Raw genomic sequence first — 15710 nt, 5'->3', positions numbered from 1 at the left:
GCGTAAGGCATTTGAGCTTGTTCTACGGGCAAAAAAAATTGCCTCAACCCCGGTAGAATCAGTTAGGCCTGTATATAAAGACAAGGATGGCCATACATTCGATCCCGACCAAAAAAATGGGATACAAGCCTCCCCCTTCTAAGGGGAATTTCGGTTCGCAATCTCTCAGCGAGTTGTTTGAATAAACAGCACCGCATTTATTCAGGTTGGCTCTACAATAGTTGTATGTTAAATCTCACCTACGAATACAAGCTCATTCCTACTGACGTGCAACGCCAAACTTTCGACCAGTGGCTCAATATTTGCCGCAAGGTCTACAACTTTGGATTGCGAGAACGAAAAGATTGGGTTAATTCTCGTAAGTGTGATATCAACTCGTGCAGCATTAAGCAGGAATACATTATCCCGGATGATGCACCGCGTCCAACCTTTGCCCGCCAATGCAAATCATTGGCATTGGCAAAGAAGTTAATTCCTGAGTTAAAACTGCCTCACACCCATGTCTTGCAGCAGGCGTTGCGCCAACTAGAGGCAGCGTTTGTGGCGATGTGGGAACGAGGACACGGTTTTCCTAGATTCAAAAAGCGGATGCGCTCATTTGTGTTCCCTCAATTGAATCTAGAATCCGTTAAACGGTTTGATAATGCCGATTGGGTCAACCTGCCCAAGATTGGCCCGGTAAAAATGCACCTGTCGCGTCCAATCCCTCAAGGCTTTGATGTTAAGCAAATTCGCGTTGTTAAGAGGGCTTCTGGTTACTATGCCATGCTCAGTTTGCAATGTGATGTCGCAGTGCCTCAAGCCTCACCTTCAGGGCATGGATTAGGGATTGATTTAGGGTTAAAACATTTTTTGGCAACTTCTGATGGTGAATTGATTGATAGACCTCGATTCTTTGTGGATGGACAACGCAAGCTGAAATTGCTGCAACGTCAACTCAAGCGCAAGAAAAAAGGTTCTAGGAAGTTTCGTCAAATTCAACACCAAATAGCTAAACACCACGAATACATCTCGAACAGTCGCTCTTACTTTCATTTCAAAACCGCACATCATTTATGTACCTGGGCCCAAACAATATTTGCTGAGGACTTGAACCTCAAAGCAATGTCAGCCGGAATGATGAGCAAGCACACGCTTGATGCAGGGTTTGGTCAGTTCCTGAATATCTTGGGTCATGTTTGCTTTAAGCGAGGTGCATACTTTGCAAAAGTAGACCCCAACGGAACAAGTCAAACTTGTCCCTTATGTCAAACCCATACAGGCAAAAAAGAACTATCCGAACGGGTGCATAGATGTCAAACGTGTGGCTATGAAACGAATCGAGATGTTGCAGCAGCGCAGGTGGTGTTGCAGCGTGGATATACAGCGGTTGGGCAAATCGCAGTGAATTTTGGGGAGGGCAAGCTACATGAGTAGTCCCAATGAACCAAGAATCCTCGTGCCTTCGGGTCGAGGAGTTGTCAATTCGAGATCCTTGTGCCCCCTGTTGAGTTGGGAAAAAAAATCGTGAAACCAGTTCCAGACAAGCAAATAACAGCCCATTTGAACACCAAACAGCAAAAAAAGAACCCTACAGGCACCCGGACTCGATCGCGCCTTTTGTCCGATCGCTCACTGCTGGTGGGACTGGGTTGCCTTGCCAGTCTGGGACTGCTCAGCAAAGGCCTAGTTTGGGCCCAAGCCGAAACTCCGCCAGCAGAACAAGCCGTCCCCGGCGCAGCAGAACTCCAGCCATTATTTGAAGCTCCTCTTCCGCCCCCGGAACCCGAATACAGCCAAGGGTCGCCAGAACCATACCCTGAACCGCAGGCAGAAGTTCCGCCCTCCGAGCCTTTCGATCCCGCACCCGCCTGGGAGCCGGAGTACGCCAGCGAACCACCTCCCACCGAATATTATCTGCCGGAACCAGCGCTGATTCCTTTGCCAGAAGCGACGGCCCAGGAGCCACCTTTTGAAGCGCCAGTTAACCCAGCCCACGCTGAAATCGACCAAACAGACTACAGTATTGGCGCTACCAGCGAGTACCAAGAGTACGAAGCGCCAACAAGTGTAGAGTTTGCAGAACGATCGACCGGCTGCGAAGGAGAAGGCGGTTGGTGCGCGCCTCCTCCTGTTTCCGATCCGGTGACGGCAGATGCCGCAGAACCAAACTACAGACAGGAAACTCCGATCGCAAACGACGGTTATATTGCAGCCCCTCCTCCTCGAAATCTGCCAGAAAGCCTTCCGGGCAATGTTCGAGAAACTGTGGCAGGAAATAGTAGCGGAAATCCTGTCAGTAAACTCGGTCAAGCCGTTCAACAAATAGGCAGCCAGGTTTGGGGGGGTTCAAACCCGCCGGAATCTGCTTACGCACCCCCGCGCTACTCGGCAGGCGCAGGATACTCGGCAGACGCAGGATACTCAGCAGACACTGGATACTCGGCAAACATCGGCTACTCCGCAAACACTGGATACTCCGCAGACGCAGGATATTATGCCGGATCGGCATCTTACGGCGGCGGCGCTCCAGCGCCCAGCATGGGACTCGGGCCGGTTCAAGTCGGTGCGGTTAGTGTCAGCAGCGGCAGCAATACCGGCTTTGCTTACTACAATCTCACGCCACGTCCCGCAGGTCTGCCCGGAAATGGCAACACCAGCTTGCTGTTTCCGCTATCGATTGCTTCGGCAATTACTTCGCCGTTTGGGTGGCGGACTCATCCGGTTATGGGCTACGGCAGGTTTCACACCGGAACTGACTTGGGAGCCCCGATGGGAACGCCCGTACTGGCAGCCTATGCGGGTCAAGTGGCGATCGCCGATTGGTTGGGCGGCTACGGTTTGACTGTGGTTCTCAACCACAGCAAAAAGTCTCAGGAAACTCTCTACGCCCACCTTTCGGAACTGTTTGTGAAACCGGGAGAGTGGGTGAAACAGGGAGAGACGATCGGCCGCGTCGGCAGTACGGGAATGTCTACAGGGCCTCACCTCCACTTCGAGGTTCGCCAAATGACTGACCAGGGTTGGGTGGCGATCGATCCGGGCTCTCAGCTAGAATTCGCTCTGGCAAAAATGATCGGCAGTTTGGAAACCGCCAAAGTACCACAAATGCCGAAAATGGTGGAAATACAAACCGCTAACTCACTCAAGGATTTGGAAAACGATCTGCCTCAGCTTCCACCTCTGCCACTGGGAATGGACATCGAAGTTCACAACCTCCAGCCGCCATTCCCGGAACTGTTAAAAGCTGACATTTCTAAGCCCAAAGATGCCGAAGCAGTCAAACCCAAAATTCAGAAGCAAGCTAACAGGTAAAAATTGGGGATTGGCTAGATTAATTTTCTTGTGGAACGGTCGAAAAGCCCACCCCACAAGAAAATTTATGTTTTGTGCAACGAGCACGCGAACTCGTTGATTTTCCTCGTTACCAGGCTTTTTCGGGTAAGGAGGAAAATTTGATAAAAAATGGTAACTTGCAGCTTATGCTAATAGCGCAGAATTTGTGGGAATTAATTTTATTTCTGATTATTCTAGTCGGGCCGATTCCCTTAAGCTTGTCTCTTGCCTTTGAAAATCAGAAAGAAAACAATAACTATTCATTTCCCCATTTTCTCCTTGTACTCCTGACGGGATGGAGTATTGCACAAGTTTGTATGGGCTTGATTTTAGGAAGTGCCGATCGCCTAAATATTGTTGCGGTGATTATAGCAGAAATATTGATTGGTGCGATCGGCTTCATCCTGATTTATACAAAAAGCCACAAAACTTTTACCTTCTCCGATTGGCAGATTCCCCAACTCAAGCAACCTCTGGGATTATCCGAATTCCTAATTATTTTTGCCACCGCTGTTGCAGGATTTTTGCTGTTACAAACTCTCGCAAGCAAACCCACAACCAATTATGATTCATTGTGGTTTCACCTGCCTGCGATCGCCCGATGGTATCAAACCCATTCATTTACATTATTAGATGCCGCCGGAAATTGGATTTTCGATCACGAACAAGCTAAAGTATATCCGTACAATTGGCACGTTTTATCTGCTTTGTGTGTAATCCCATTCAAAGAAGACTTTCTCGCAGCTTTTCCCCTGCTAATTGCGTGGTTACTTGAGGGAATTGCCGTCTATCTCTTGAGCATAAAATTTGGAGCAACCCGAATTCACGGTATGGCAGCAGCATCTTTAGTATTGACAGTACCGATGATGCTCAACCAAGTTAACACGATTCACCCAGACTTACCGCTAGCTGCCATATTTACAGTGGGTTTGTATCTAGGTTTATCCTATCATAGCAGCCGATCGCAATCTGAACTATCCCTATTTTTGGCAGCCGTAGGAATGCTAGCCGGAATAAAAATCACTGGGATAGTCTATGCAGCCTCACTTTTAGGAGGATTAGCAATATTAGAAATTAAAAGATTCGCGGTTAATAAAAATTCCACATCAGCTAAATTTAGAATTCGCCACTTTCTCAAACCAGTCTTGCTGTGCGGCGTAGCTTGTTGCTTGCTTTTAGGAGGTTTTTGGTATGCGAGAAACTTGCTGCAAATCAATTACCCTGTCACCGAAGTCGGCGATATTAAAATTCCCTTAGAGCCTGTTTCCTTACCGTCTCCCGTACCTGGGGCAACACCTCCGGTACAGCAGCCGCCCGCTTCGTCACTTCTAAAGATTTGGCAAAGCACTTTAGCAGCTCAATTTAATCCCAGCAATATTTCCCACTGGCAAACTGTCGGCTTACAAATTATCATTAGGTTGCAACTGCCCTTTCTGGCGATCGCCTTTCAGGTATTGGCAGCACCTTTGGCTTTGAGCAAAGGTAAAACCAGAATAATTAATCAAAATAATATCATTTTAATTGTAGTTCTCGCCAGCACCGGAGTTTTGTATTTAATTACACCTTACACGTCCGGTACTGCGGGAGAGTCGATCGGTCAACTTAGCCCTCTACTCGGTTTTAACCTCAGATATGGATTTCCCTTTTTAAGCTTACTCGCCATCGCAGCAGCAGCTACAGCAACTCTCTTGAAAACTCAAAATCAACTTGTTCTGGCAGTGGTTTTGATTAGTGGTTTTTGCGGAATTACTAGCAACACAATTTTTGATTATATTAAAAATGCTTCTTTCACCGGAGATAGTATTGTTTGGGGGAGTTTGTTAATTGACAATTTTAAGTCTAACCCAATAGAAGCTATTAATAGTATCTGGAAAATATTAGCTCCTAGTTGGCCAGATATATTACCAGATCCGATCTTTTATATTGTGTGTGTGACGCTGGCTGCGATATTGTGGAAAATCCATCCTGGTTTAGGATGGCTGAATCATCTATTTCCCACCCGCAAAAAATCCATTTACATAGTGATAATTGGTGTCTGTATAGGATTGATAGTAATTGGTCATTGGAGGGAAAAGCGAGAAATTGCACGCACAGAACTGTATCGTGGTATTTACGAATATATTGACAAAAATACAGTAGCTGATGAAAAAATAGGGTTCTTTTTAAGTTCGCGCAGCTACCTATTTTACGGGAGAAATTGGGACAGGCAAGTTTTATATGTGCCGTTTAGAGGCGATCGACTTTCGGCATGGATTGACAACCTTCGGCAAAATAAAATTAGGACTGTGGGATTCGGACCCCTGACTGGGACAAACGCAGCTACTAGGAAAGCTCTATCTTGGCTGACAAGTGCCCAAGGCCCGCTGCAACCGGTTTTCGGAAAAGATTTTAATACTGAGTCGGTGCTGTATCGCTTGAAAAAGTAGTAACTACTCACAGCAACGCAGTGGCGGTGAGTAGTTAAGTTTTAATAGCCTTAAGACAACTCTGCTTTTGTCGGCGGCGTGGCGCTAATCTTCACTTGAGGAATCGTGTCAATATTTGTTCGATTTCGCTTGACAAGCAGGGAAATTGAGCGGTGAAAAATGTTCCCTATCGTTACCATTAATTCGATCTTTTTGCGCCGGATCTCTACCAACACCTCCCGGCCGATCAGTTGCTGATCAGAGGATGGCGTATCTTCTACTCTCACAGGTGCATCTAGAGCATCCTGATGTTTCCCAGACTGGGATAATAGGTTTACAAGGCTCTTTCCCAATACTATGTAAAAGCCAGAACGTAATAAGGGTGAGATGCACTCAGTTTTTAAAGCTTGGAATAACCAAAAGAGCGCGGTGCGATCGCGGCCGTTGCGGCTGCTTTGATTCGCTAAGTACAGCAAAAAATTACTGGTAGATAATCGGTGCAGGAAATCGGGAATTTCGGGATGCCGTTGCTTGGCAGCTTGCAGCATCAAAGATTGAGAATTCGCCATTGTCGTATAGTTGGTAGACATAGTGTTATACATCCTGCGATAGCCAATTAAAAATTCCGGCACGGCTCGAAATTGATAAATCTCTGCTATCCGCAGGTATAAGTCCCAGTCTTCACAGCCTTGAGCATTCCTTTCCTTCAATGTCTTGTCATAAACCCCCACCTTTTCCAAACAACTGCGACGGATCATAGAAGCACTCGCGTTTCCTATAAAGTTGTGGCAGATTAGGGTCCCGTACACGTCACCTTCAATTCTATAAGACCGGAATCCTCCTGTTAGCAATCCTTTTTCATCCAAGTCCACTGTCCACGAATACACGACCCCTACTTCTTCCCCTCCCTCCAACATACATTGAACTTGTTTTTCTATGTTTTCAGGATACCAAATATCATCGGCATCAATGGGAGCAATATATTCTCCTCTAGACTTCTGAATTCCTAAGTTTCGAGCAGCAGCGACTCCAGCATTTTGCTGTTTCAGAAGCTGGACGCGAGAATCTTTTTGGCCAATTTTTTCGACAATTTCAGGGGTTCGATCTTGGGAACCGTCATCGACTACTAAAACTTCAATTGCTGGATAAGTTTGAGCTAAAACTGATTTCAGAGTTTCTTCAATAAATGGCTCAGCGTTGTATGCAGGGATAATGACTGAGACGAGAGGTAAATTGGGAGATTTTTGAGAATCTGGCTGCATTGGTTTTTAACAAGGTTTTTCAATTTTTTTTCTTTGTAGATTGGCAGCTCTACCTTACACTCGTCGCAGTCAGGACTTACACAGTCGGTGGAAGAGATAGCCAAGAAACCCCTAATAAAAATTGTAGCGTCTTCTCTGTTCAACGTCAATGGTATATAGCACGTATCAATGAGTTGTGCAAAGCAAGAGAATGCTGATAGACTACAACTAAAAGTTATATTCTAAATGATAAAGAGATGCTCCCCGGCCCACAGCTACTTCGTTCAGCAATGATTTTTATTGTTTCATTGATTAAATAAATCCGTGTTCTGCTAAGAATTCGGGTGTAATTGTTCCCAAACTGTTGATTGCGGGGTCTTCTTCCCAAGGTTCGGGATGGGATTTTGAGCCGCTGCGGAGAAATTTGGCGACATATTTGCCGAGAATATCTGCTTCTAAGTTTACTAAACTTCCTGGTTGCAAATAGCTGAGGTTTGTCTCACCAAAACTGTGGGGAATGACCGCAACTTCAAACCAATTGCCGTCAGCATCGCAATCTGCCACGGTTAAGCTGATGCCGTTGACGGCGATACTGCCCTTGGAAACGATGTAAGGTGCGATTTGACGTTGCCATCCCGAATTGGCTGCTGGTGGGGCAGTAAACCGCATCTCCCAAGCGTTGGCGGTTTGGGTTGATGTCGCTAAAGTGCCGATCGCATCTACGTGCCCCGTCACAAAATGTCCCCCCAATTTGCTACCGGCGCGCAGGGAGGTTTCTAGGTTCACCAAAGCATCGGGGAATGAGCCCAGAGTTGTGCGGCGAAGGGTTTCTGGGGAAGCGACGGCGACAAAACCTTGCGGCAGAACTTCCACTACCGTTAAACAGACTCCATCCACGGCTACGCTGTCCCCAATGGCTAAATCTTGTAAAATCGGGTAGGAGTTGTTTGATGTGCAGGAAATTTGGAAATAATCGTTGCCTAGCGACTTCAGCTTTCCGAGAGATTGAATTAGTCCTGTAAACATAAGTATTTTTCCGTAGTCGATCGCTTATTTACATCAAACCATAGGGACAAACCAGAGACAGGAGGTTTTACCGTCCCCCTGTCCCCCCAGGGCGGTTTCATTCTCACCAAAAACATGAATTTTGTAGGGTAGTGTCCCCGTGCCTAGCCCGCCACAGACGACTGCACAGGCGTTTGGGACATGGGGGCAGCCACGGGCGGCTGCCCCTACAAGAGAATGAAACAGCCCTGCCTCTCCCTCCAAGTCAATCGAAAATCTAAAATCTAAAATCTAAAATCGACAGTCCCAGATCTGTTGCTGATTCAGGCGAAGATCAAGTCATACTGGATTTAGGTGATCTTTATGTCCAAGTTCTCTACTGCCTTACAGTTTCTTAATTCTATGAGGCCGATCGAATGATTGAAATGAAAGTCGCTGGAATTGCCTTAGATGCAGCCACGCGCAGTCCTATTGTCCTATTGAGAGACGCTACTGAGCGACGGGCTTTGCCTATTTATATCGGTCAGGAGCAAGCAAAGGCTATTATTAGCGCGATCGAGGGCCACAAGCCTCCTCGGCCCTTAACTCACGATCTGATGGTCAATTTTTTAGAGGCATGGAGTCTTACCTTGGAGCGCATAGTTATTCACTCGCTGCAAGATAACACGTTTTATGCCGTGCTGATCGTCCGTCAGGGAGAAGTCAAAAAAGAGATCGATGCCCGACCTAGTGACGCCATCGCCCTAGCCCTGCGAACGAACTGCCCCATCTGGGTGATGGAAGAAGTCGTGGCTGATGCTTCCATACCTGTCGATCGAGATGCTGATGAGGCAGAACGCCGGGCCTTCCGGGAATTTATCTCAAACCTCCGTCCAGAGGATTTGATCAAGAGAAGTGGCTTCAGCCCGGGCGAAACTTCCTGACCTTTATGCGCTATCGACGTTTTGGCAAAACAAAGTTGCACCTGTCGGTATTTTCCTTGGGAACCATGCGCTATTTGGCTTCTGAGGAAACTGCCTGTCAGACTGTACAACAGGCGGTGTCTCAGGGAATCAATCACCTGGAAACTGCGGCTGGTTACGGTTGCAGCGAGGAATATCTTGGCGCGGCCCTTTCGGCTGGTTTGTCTGTCGATCGATCGCGCCTCCACGTCACTACGAAAATTTCCCCAACCGAGGATGCTGCTGCAATGGAACGCTGCATCGACGCATCCCTCAAACGCCTGAATTTAGACTATATCGATTGTCTGGCAATTCACGGTTTGAATACTTGGGAACATTTGGCGATTGTGCGATCGCCCACAGGCTGCATGGAAGCTGTACGCAAAGCCCTGGCTGATGGTCGCATTCGGCACGTCGGCTTTTCGACTCACGGGCCTCTGGATCTGATTTTGGCTGCAATCAATACAGATTTGTTTGAATTTGTCAATCTGCATTATTACTATTTTTTTCAGCGCAACGCCCCGGCAATTGAACTCGCCAAGCACAAAGATATGGGCGTTTTCATCATTTCCCCAGCCGATAAAGGAGGGCAACTCTACACGCCCCCGGAAACTCTCGCACAATTGTGCTCGCCTTTCTCGCCCTTAGAGTTAAACTATCGGTTTTTACTTAGCGATACTAGGATTGGGACTTTGAGTGTGGGGGCTGCAAATGAGACAGAATTAGAGCAACCCCTGAAATATTGCGATCGCGACTTTCCCCTCACCAACGCCGAAATCGCTGCGTTCGATCGGCTAGAATCGGTTATTGCAGCCACTTTGAAAACCGACAAATGCAGCCAGTGCTATGCCTGTTTGCCTTGCCCGGAAAACATCAACATTCCCGAAGTATTGCGACTTCGCAATCTCGCCGTCGGGTGTGACATGACTGACTTTGGCAAATACCGCTACGCCATGTTTGAAAATGCCGGACACTGGTTTCCCGGCAGCAAAGGCAACCGCTGCACCGATTGCGGCGAATGTTTGCCCCGGTGTCCCGAAGAGTTAGACATCCCAACTTTGCTCAAAGATACTCACCAGCGACTGGGGGGCAAAGCAGGCAGGCGGTTGTGGGATTGAAAAAAAGGTGAAGCAGGGAAAAGGTCGATCGAGCGTATCTAAGTTTTGCAATAATTACGCTAAACTTTGGTTTAACCTTACATCTTGCACCATTCTCAAGAACAGGCAAGATGCCTGTTCCACAAAGAATTAATTTCTTGTGGGGAGTAGGGGTTGGGCAGGAGAGCCCGCCCATAAAAACCTTATTGATAATGGTGCAACATTTCAGTTTAACTGAATTTACCATACAGTCGATGGAAAAATTACTTCGTTTTACGACTGTATGCGTTATTTGGGAGCATCCCGATTTTGCAAAAAGCGTTTTTGAGGAGTGCGAGTATCTTGCACAGCAAAGCCTACATCTAACCGCGAACACTCCTGTGAAAGCACTCATTTGGATGATCCCAACACCCTTTAAATAGGAGCCGAAAGTATTATATGTAAAAACAACTAAATAACACACTCTGATTAACAGCCAGAAACCGATTTTTTTGAGAATACGCCAGTCATTTTCTTGCTAGGTTGGCGGCGGCGAGAGGCAACACTTTGATGATGAGTGATTAACCGAACTCGATATAAAATCTAAAATCGTTCAACTGACCGCTCACGCCCAAGTCTAAAATCTAAAATCTAAAATCTAAAATGGATTGCCTTCCCGATTAATTGATCGCCTGTCATCTACAACCGATCCCGTATCTACTACTATGGCTCATACTCAGTTAAACGACAGCCAGCAAAATTGTCTGCAGCAAACTAAAGTTGCGACTTCCGAAAGAAGATTGAAAGCAGCTTTCAAGCCGTGTACCTACAACTTATCTGTTACCAGAAAACAGCTAATCGGACTGCTGACTTTACAAACAATCTTGCCCGTCGGACTAACGGCAGCAGCACTTTGGCTAACATCAGCAGTTGGAAGCAATCAACTGCAAAATCAAGCTAAGTCCGAACTGAGCCTTAGTGAAATTAACTACAATCTCCCACTCGATCGCGCCGCCGACCGTTTGCAAAACTCCTCTGACAGCAAAACGATCGTCCAAACAGCCTTAGCTTACAACAGCGGCAAAAAAGTATCAGATTTGCAAAAATCTGTCAAGCAAATTCTAGAAAATCAAGTCAAAACAGGGGAAATAGACAGCGCGGCATTAGTGGGAAAAAACAGGCAGATAGTGGTTAGCGTCAACTCCAACCAGAAGGGAAAAAGTTTTAACCTGCAAAAAATAGTCGATCGAGTATTCGCTGCAAAAGAGCCAATTACTGCCACCGAAATCATTGCCAAATCAGAAGTTCAGAAACAATTGGAGTCTTTGCCGCCCGGAAAGGGCGATCGCCCTGTGCTAGTCCGCTACGCAGCAATTCCCGTAAAAGATCCAAAAACTCAGACAGTGATTGCTGCCTTAGTATTAGGAAAAATTATCAGCAAAACTTCGGTAGTTGCTAGCACCAAAACCCTCAATTTACAGGGCGGCGGATATCACGCTATCTACGCACCGCTGGCTGACGGCAAATTTGTTTTGGCAAGTTCGCAAGCAGTTACAAAAGACAAACAGTTGCCAGACTTAAATTCGATAGACAAATCTCTCCTAAAATCTGCACTCGCCGCCGGCGGCAAACCAGTCGCCGGAAACGTACAAATAGGCAGTCAAACTTATACAGTAGCTGCCCAATCCCAGGAGAATTTAGCCGGAAAGCCCGCAGCAATTTTAGTGCGGGGCATCCCCAAAACCTCGATCGCAACTGGGTGGGGCAATAACTGGCTGCTGGCAATGTCTGCAGCAGCCGTTGTCCCCTTCGCCTTGGCAGTTGCTGTCACTCGCCGGATTGCCAAACCCGCTAACTCAGATTTATCAACAGCAGACGGGAATTGGGCATCTAACTCCAGGGCCGAACCGCCGCAGCGATCCCGCAAGTTTGATCGAATTTATGACAATTTAAATTTCGGCGAATTCCCCGATTTATTCCCTAAAAAATCGAGTTTAGATGGTCAATTAGCCGTAGACTTTCGATATAAAAAATTGGTGGGCGATCGGGAGATCGCAAATCCCCACATCCCGCTCGCTTTCCAACCCATAGAATTGCCCGAAAACTCCGCCTCAAACCAGTCGCGGCAGGTACATACAGAACTAGAAAAAAGCGCGATCGCCTTAAATCTAGTCCAGGAAGCTTGGCAAGACTTAAATCGCCTCAACTGGGAATTGCAGCCAGAAATACTCGCTCGCCAAAACACTCAAAAAGCCCTGCGAAAGAGCGAAGCACTGCTGCAAGCGATTTTAGACAACTCAACAGCAGTAATTTACATCAAAGACCTTGACGGAAAATACCTGCTCACCAACCGCCATTTTGACAATTTGTTCGACATCACCAAAGAGCAAATAACAGGTAAAACTGATGGCGATATTTTTCCCCAAGACAAAGCAGGAGCCTTGCGAGAAAATGACCTGAAAGTTCTCGAATCCTCCTCCCCCCTAACCCTCGAAGAAATCATCCCTCAAGACGACGGCCCGCACACTTATATTTCTCTGAAATTTCCCCTCTGCAACTATGAAGGTAAAGCTTATGCAGTCGGTACAATTTCTACAGATGTGAGCGATCGCAAACTTGCCGAACTCACCCTAGAAAAAGCCAAAGCAGAACTAGAAATAGAAGTCGAACAGCGCACCCTATTCCTCAAACAAGCCAACGAACTTTTGCAGTTTGAACTCGCCGCCAGAGTCCGCGGCGCCATCACAGTCAGACAAATGACCGCTCAGGTAGCCCGACACGCCCGAACAGTTGACGGCATTCTCGGCGCTTCTCTTGACCTAATTTTTCTAGTAGATCGATCGGGAAAATACACCTATGTCAGTCGCACCGCGGCTCAAGCTGCCGGCATGAACCCCAGAGAAATGATTGGCAAAAACTGGCAGGAATTAGGCTGGTCGCCAACAATTATGCAGCGAGTTCACCAAGAATGCCACGGCATATTTACCACAGCCGAGCCCGTGAAAGGCGAAGTAATTGTCCCCACGGCAAGCTGGGGAACCCGCGACTACGAGTACATTCTCAGCCCGGTTTGTGCGACAGACGGCAGCGTCGAAGCGGTGGTGGCGACACTGCGAGATATCACCGAACGCAAAGACGCTGAGGAAGCGTGGCAGTTGGCCAAAGAAGCCGCAGAACTCGCCAATCGCGCCAAGAGTGCTTTTCTGGCAAACATGAGCCACGAGTTGCGAACTCCCCTGAATGCGATTATCGGCTACAGCGATATGCTGGTGGAAGATGCCGAAGAGTTAGGCAACTTAGAGGTAGTCTCGGATTTAGACAAAATTCGCACTGCTGGCAAACACTTGCTGCGCCTAATTGAGGACATTCTCGACATCTCCAAAATTGAAGCTGACAAGATGGAGATTTACCTCGAAAGCTTCGATGTTGGAGGCTTAATCGAGGAGGTGGTAACAACTATCAAACCGCTAATGGATAAAAACGGCAATACTTTGGAAGTATTGAGTTCTGACAATATCGGCGCGATGCACGGCGATTTGATGAAAGTGCGGCAGGTAATGCTGAATTTGCTCAGCAATGCTGCTAAATTTTGTGCTAATGGGACGATCGTGCTTACTGTCGAAAGAATTACCAGTGAAGAATTAAAAAATAAATATCAACCGAGAGTTGCTCAACTGTTAATTTTGGATGCAGATTTTTTAATTTTCCGAGTGACGGACACGGGCATCGGCATGACACAAGAGCAGCAAGAGCGACTATTCCAACCTTTTACTCAAGCTGACAGTTCAACTACTCGCAAGTACGGCGGTACTGGTTTGGGACTGACTATCAGTCAGCGTTTTTGTCAGATGATGGGCGGCGATATTGAAGTTACTAGCGAGTTAGATTGCGGTTCTACTTTTACTGCTTGTCTGCCTGCTTCATTGTTTAGGCGATCGGAATTTTAATAATTTTGCAGAAATAAGAGCAAGAAGAGTCGGCGGTTGCAACCGCTACTATACAAACAATGTCCGCCTCTGCGGACTGAAGAATAATAAAATTAACTGGTTCCCAGGCTAGAGCCTGGGAACCTAAATCTAGAGGCTCTGCCTCGCTTGGAAACATGGAGGCAGAGCCTCCGGATCTGCGTTACTAGGCTCCAGCCTAGTAACGAGTAATTTAAAATTATCTGCGTTTATCCGTGTTTATCTGCCTTACATCTGCGGTTTCTGTATCAATGAATGATTTATGCAATCTTGTCTAATAATATGATGAATTACCACAAAAAGCGCCACGAAAATCAAGTTTATCGCCGCAAACACGGCATTTTGACAAAAAGTTTATTTTTGTTCCCGATCGCCTGTTCTGCGTGCCTCGGAGCCTTGCTGTGGGGACAATCTGCGGCATATTCCCAGCAGCCGGCTTGCCCGACTGGCAGCGCTGCTAATTTCCCGCCGCCGCCGCTTTCGCAAACCGAAAAAAGTGTGCCGAGTCTGTGGTTAGCTCAAAAACTCTATGGCGGCAAATTGCTCGATCGCTGGTTTGTCGATCCCGGCAATACTTGGGTAATTCTCATAGTCAACCGCCAACTTTGGAGTTTGCTCGATTATATGGAACGCTATCAGTTTGTTAACCGCTTTGGCACTGTCGCCAACGATTATGGTTACAATGTGCGAGTTTGCAACCGTCAAGGGACAGCTTTGGCGGTTTATTCGTGCAAGGGCGATCGGCTGAGCTGTAAAATAGACTTAGAATCTCTGTCAAATCCCGGTCTCCGAGGCAAACTCAAAGGCTTTTAGTAGGGTGCGTCAGCAGCGAGTTATTTGATGAATAATGGATAAATCAAGAGCTGACGCACCGTGCATTTGAGCTGAAAAACGCCGTTTATAATACGTATGAAAAAATGAAAACCAACCTTGATCTTCCTGCTGAATTAGAACCTTTCCGTAAAGAAATTGAAAGTTCAGAAAAGCCTGTTATTAAAATCACTTACGAACGAAAGGCGACTGATTTCTGGTCAAGCAAATTTGGCGGAGTGCCTCACTTGCCGAAAGGTTACGATTTTCCCAAAGATAGTGATGGAAAATATATGCACCTTTTGGCACAACTCAATTTTGAGGAAATCTTTGCCCAAGTGCCATATTTAGCGCCTTTCCCCAAACACGGAATTTTGCAGTTTTATATCGGTGGCACAGATTTTTATGGCATGGATTTCGACAATTTGGACAACCAAAAAGATTTTAAAATATTGTATTTTCCCGAAATTGACACAAATAATTATCAAACAGATTTTGCTTTTTTGTTGAATCAAGAAGTTAAGGGATTTTCACCTTTAAACTATAAATACGTGAATAATCCGCAACAATGTTTGGCTTTACAGTTTAGTCCTGACAATGAGTGGGTTTGCCGAGAAGACTATCAATTTAATAATTTTTTTGGACAACAAAAGCTTAAACAATTTTTTGATGTAATGGATGCAGATGATGACAAATTACATGATTGGTATTATGATAATTTATACGACATTCACCATAAAATAGGGGGATACGGCTACTTTACGCAAACTGATCCTCGTGAGTATAGTCCGCAATACCAAGACCATAAAGTTGTACTCTTACACATGATTAGTGAGAATGAAATTTGTTGGGGTGATGATGGAGTAGGTAACTTTTTGATTCGTGCTGAGGACTTAGAAAAATTAGATTTTTCTCAGGTAATTTATAATTACGATTGTTATTAAAATTAAAA

Annotated in this window: 10 protein-coding genes; 8 read left to right on the top strand and 2 right to left on the bottom strand. The window is 46.4% G+C overall.

Annotated elements, in window-relative coordinates:
- The first annotated feature begins 225 nt into the window (after positions 1-225).
- From QUB77_RS06865 to QUB77_RS06855, 3 genes are all read left to right on the top strand, one after another.
- A complete protein-coding gene (locus QUB77_RS06865; protein ID WP_333174632.1) occupies positions 226-1416 on the top strand; it encodes a transposase in 1191 nt (396 codons plus the stop codon).
- 90 nt (positions 1417-1506) lie between these two features.
- A complete protein-coding gene (locus QUB77_RS06860; protein ID WP_333174634.1) occupies positions 1507-3294 on the top strand; it encodes a peptidoglycan DD-metalloendopeptidase family protein in 1788 nt (595 codons plus the stop codon).
- Between the two features lie 74 nt (positions 3295-3368).
- Complete coding sequence (locus QUB77_RS06855) at positions 3369-5741, top strand: hypothetical protein (RefSeq protein ID WP_333174636.1); 2373 nt, start codon at positions 3369-3371, stop codon at positions 5739-5741.
- A gap of 50 nt (positions 5742-5791) precedes the next feature.
- Here the strand turns inward: QUB77_RS06855 and QUB77_RS06850 are convergent, their stop codons facing one another.
- Positions 5792-6982, bottom strand: a complete 1191-nt coding sequence (locus tag QUB77_RS06850; protein ID WP_333174637.1) for a glycosyltransferase family 2 protein — start codon at positions 6980-6982, stop codon at positions 5792-5794.
- Positions 6983-7273: 291 nt separating this feature from the next.
- Complete coding sequence (gene ribE / locus QUB77_RS06845) at positions 7274-7987, bottom strand: riboflavin synthase (RefSeq protein WP_333174639.1); 714 nt, start codon at positions 7985-7987, stop codon at positions 7274-7276.
- A 395-nt stretch (positions 7988-8382) separates the two neighbouring features.
- Here ribE and QUB77_RS06840 point away from each other — a divergent pair, with 395 nt between their 5' ends.
- The 5 genes from QUB77_RS06840 to QUB77_RS06820 all read left to right on the top strand — a co-directional run bounded on the left by QUB77_RS06840 (position 8383) and on the right by QUB77_RS06820 (position 15702).
- Complete coding sequence (locus tag QUB77_RS06840) at positions 8383-8889, top strand: bifunctional nuclease family protein (RefSeq protein WP_006635481.1); 507 nt, start codon at positions 8383-8385, stop codon at positions 8887-8889.
- Positions 8890-8894: 5 nt separating this feature from the next.
- Entirely contained in the window at positions 8895-10025 is a 1131-nt protein-coding gene (locus tag QUB77_RS06835) for an aldo/keto reductase (RefSeq protein ID WP_333174642.1), read from the top strand.
- 683 nt (positions 10026-10708) lie between these two features.
- On the top strand, positions 10709-13930 hold the full coding sequence (locus QUB77_RS06830) for a PAS domain-containing protein (protein WP_333174644.1): 3222 nt from the start codon (positions 10709-10711) through the stop codon (positions 13928-13930).
- Positions 13931-14230: 300 nt separating this feature from the next.
- Entirely contained in the window at positions 14231-14761 is a 531-nt protein-coding gene (locus QUB77_RS06825) for a hypothetical protein (RefSeq protein ID WP_333174647.1), read from the top strand.
- 104 nt (positions 14762-14865) lie between these two features.
- On the top strand, positions 14866-15702 hold the full coding sequence (locus QUB77_RS06820) for a DUF1963 domain-containing protein (RefSeq protein ID WP_333174649.1): 837 nt from the start codon (positions 14866-14868) through the stop codon (positions 15700-15702).
- Positions 15703-15710: the final 8 nt, after the last annotated feature.

Source organism: Microcoleus sp. AT9b-C3, from assembly GCF_036705485.1.
In the GTDB taxonomy this organism is placed as follows: domain Bacteria; phylum Cyanobacteriota; class Cyanobacteriia; order Cyanobacteriales; family Microcoleaceae; genus Microcoleus.
This window is presented reverse-complemented; position numbering and strand designations above follow the sequence as displayed.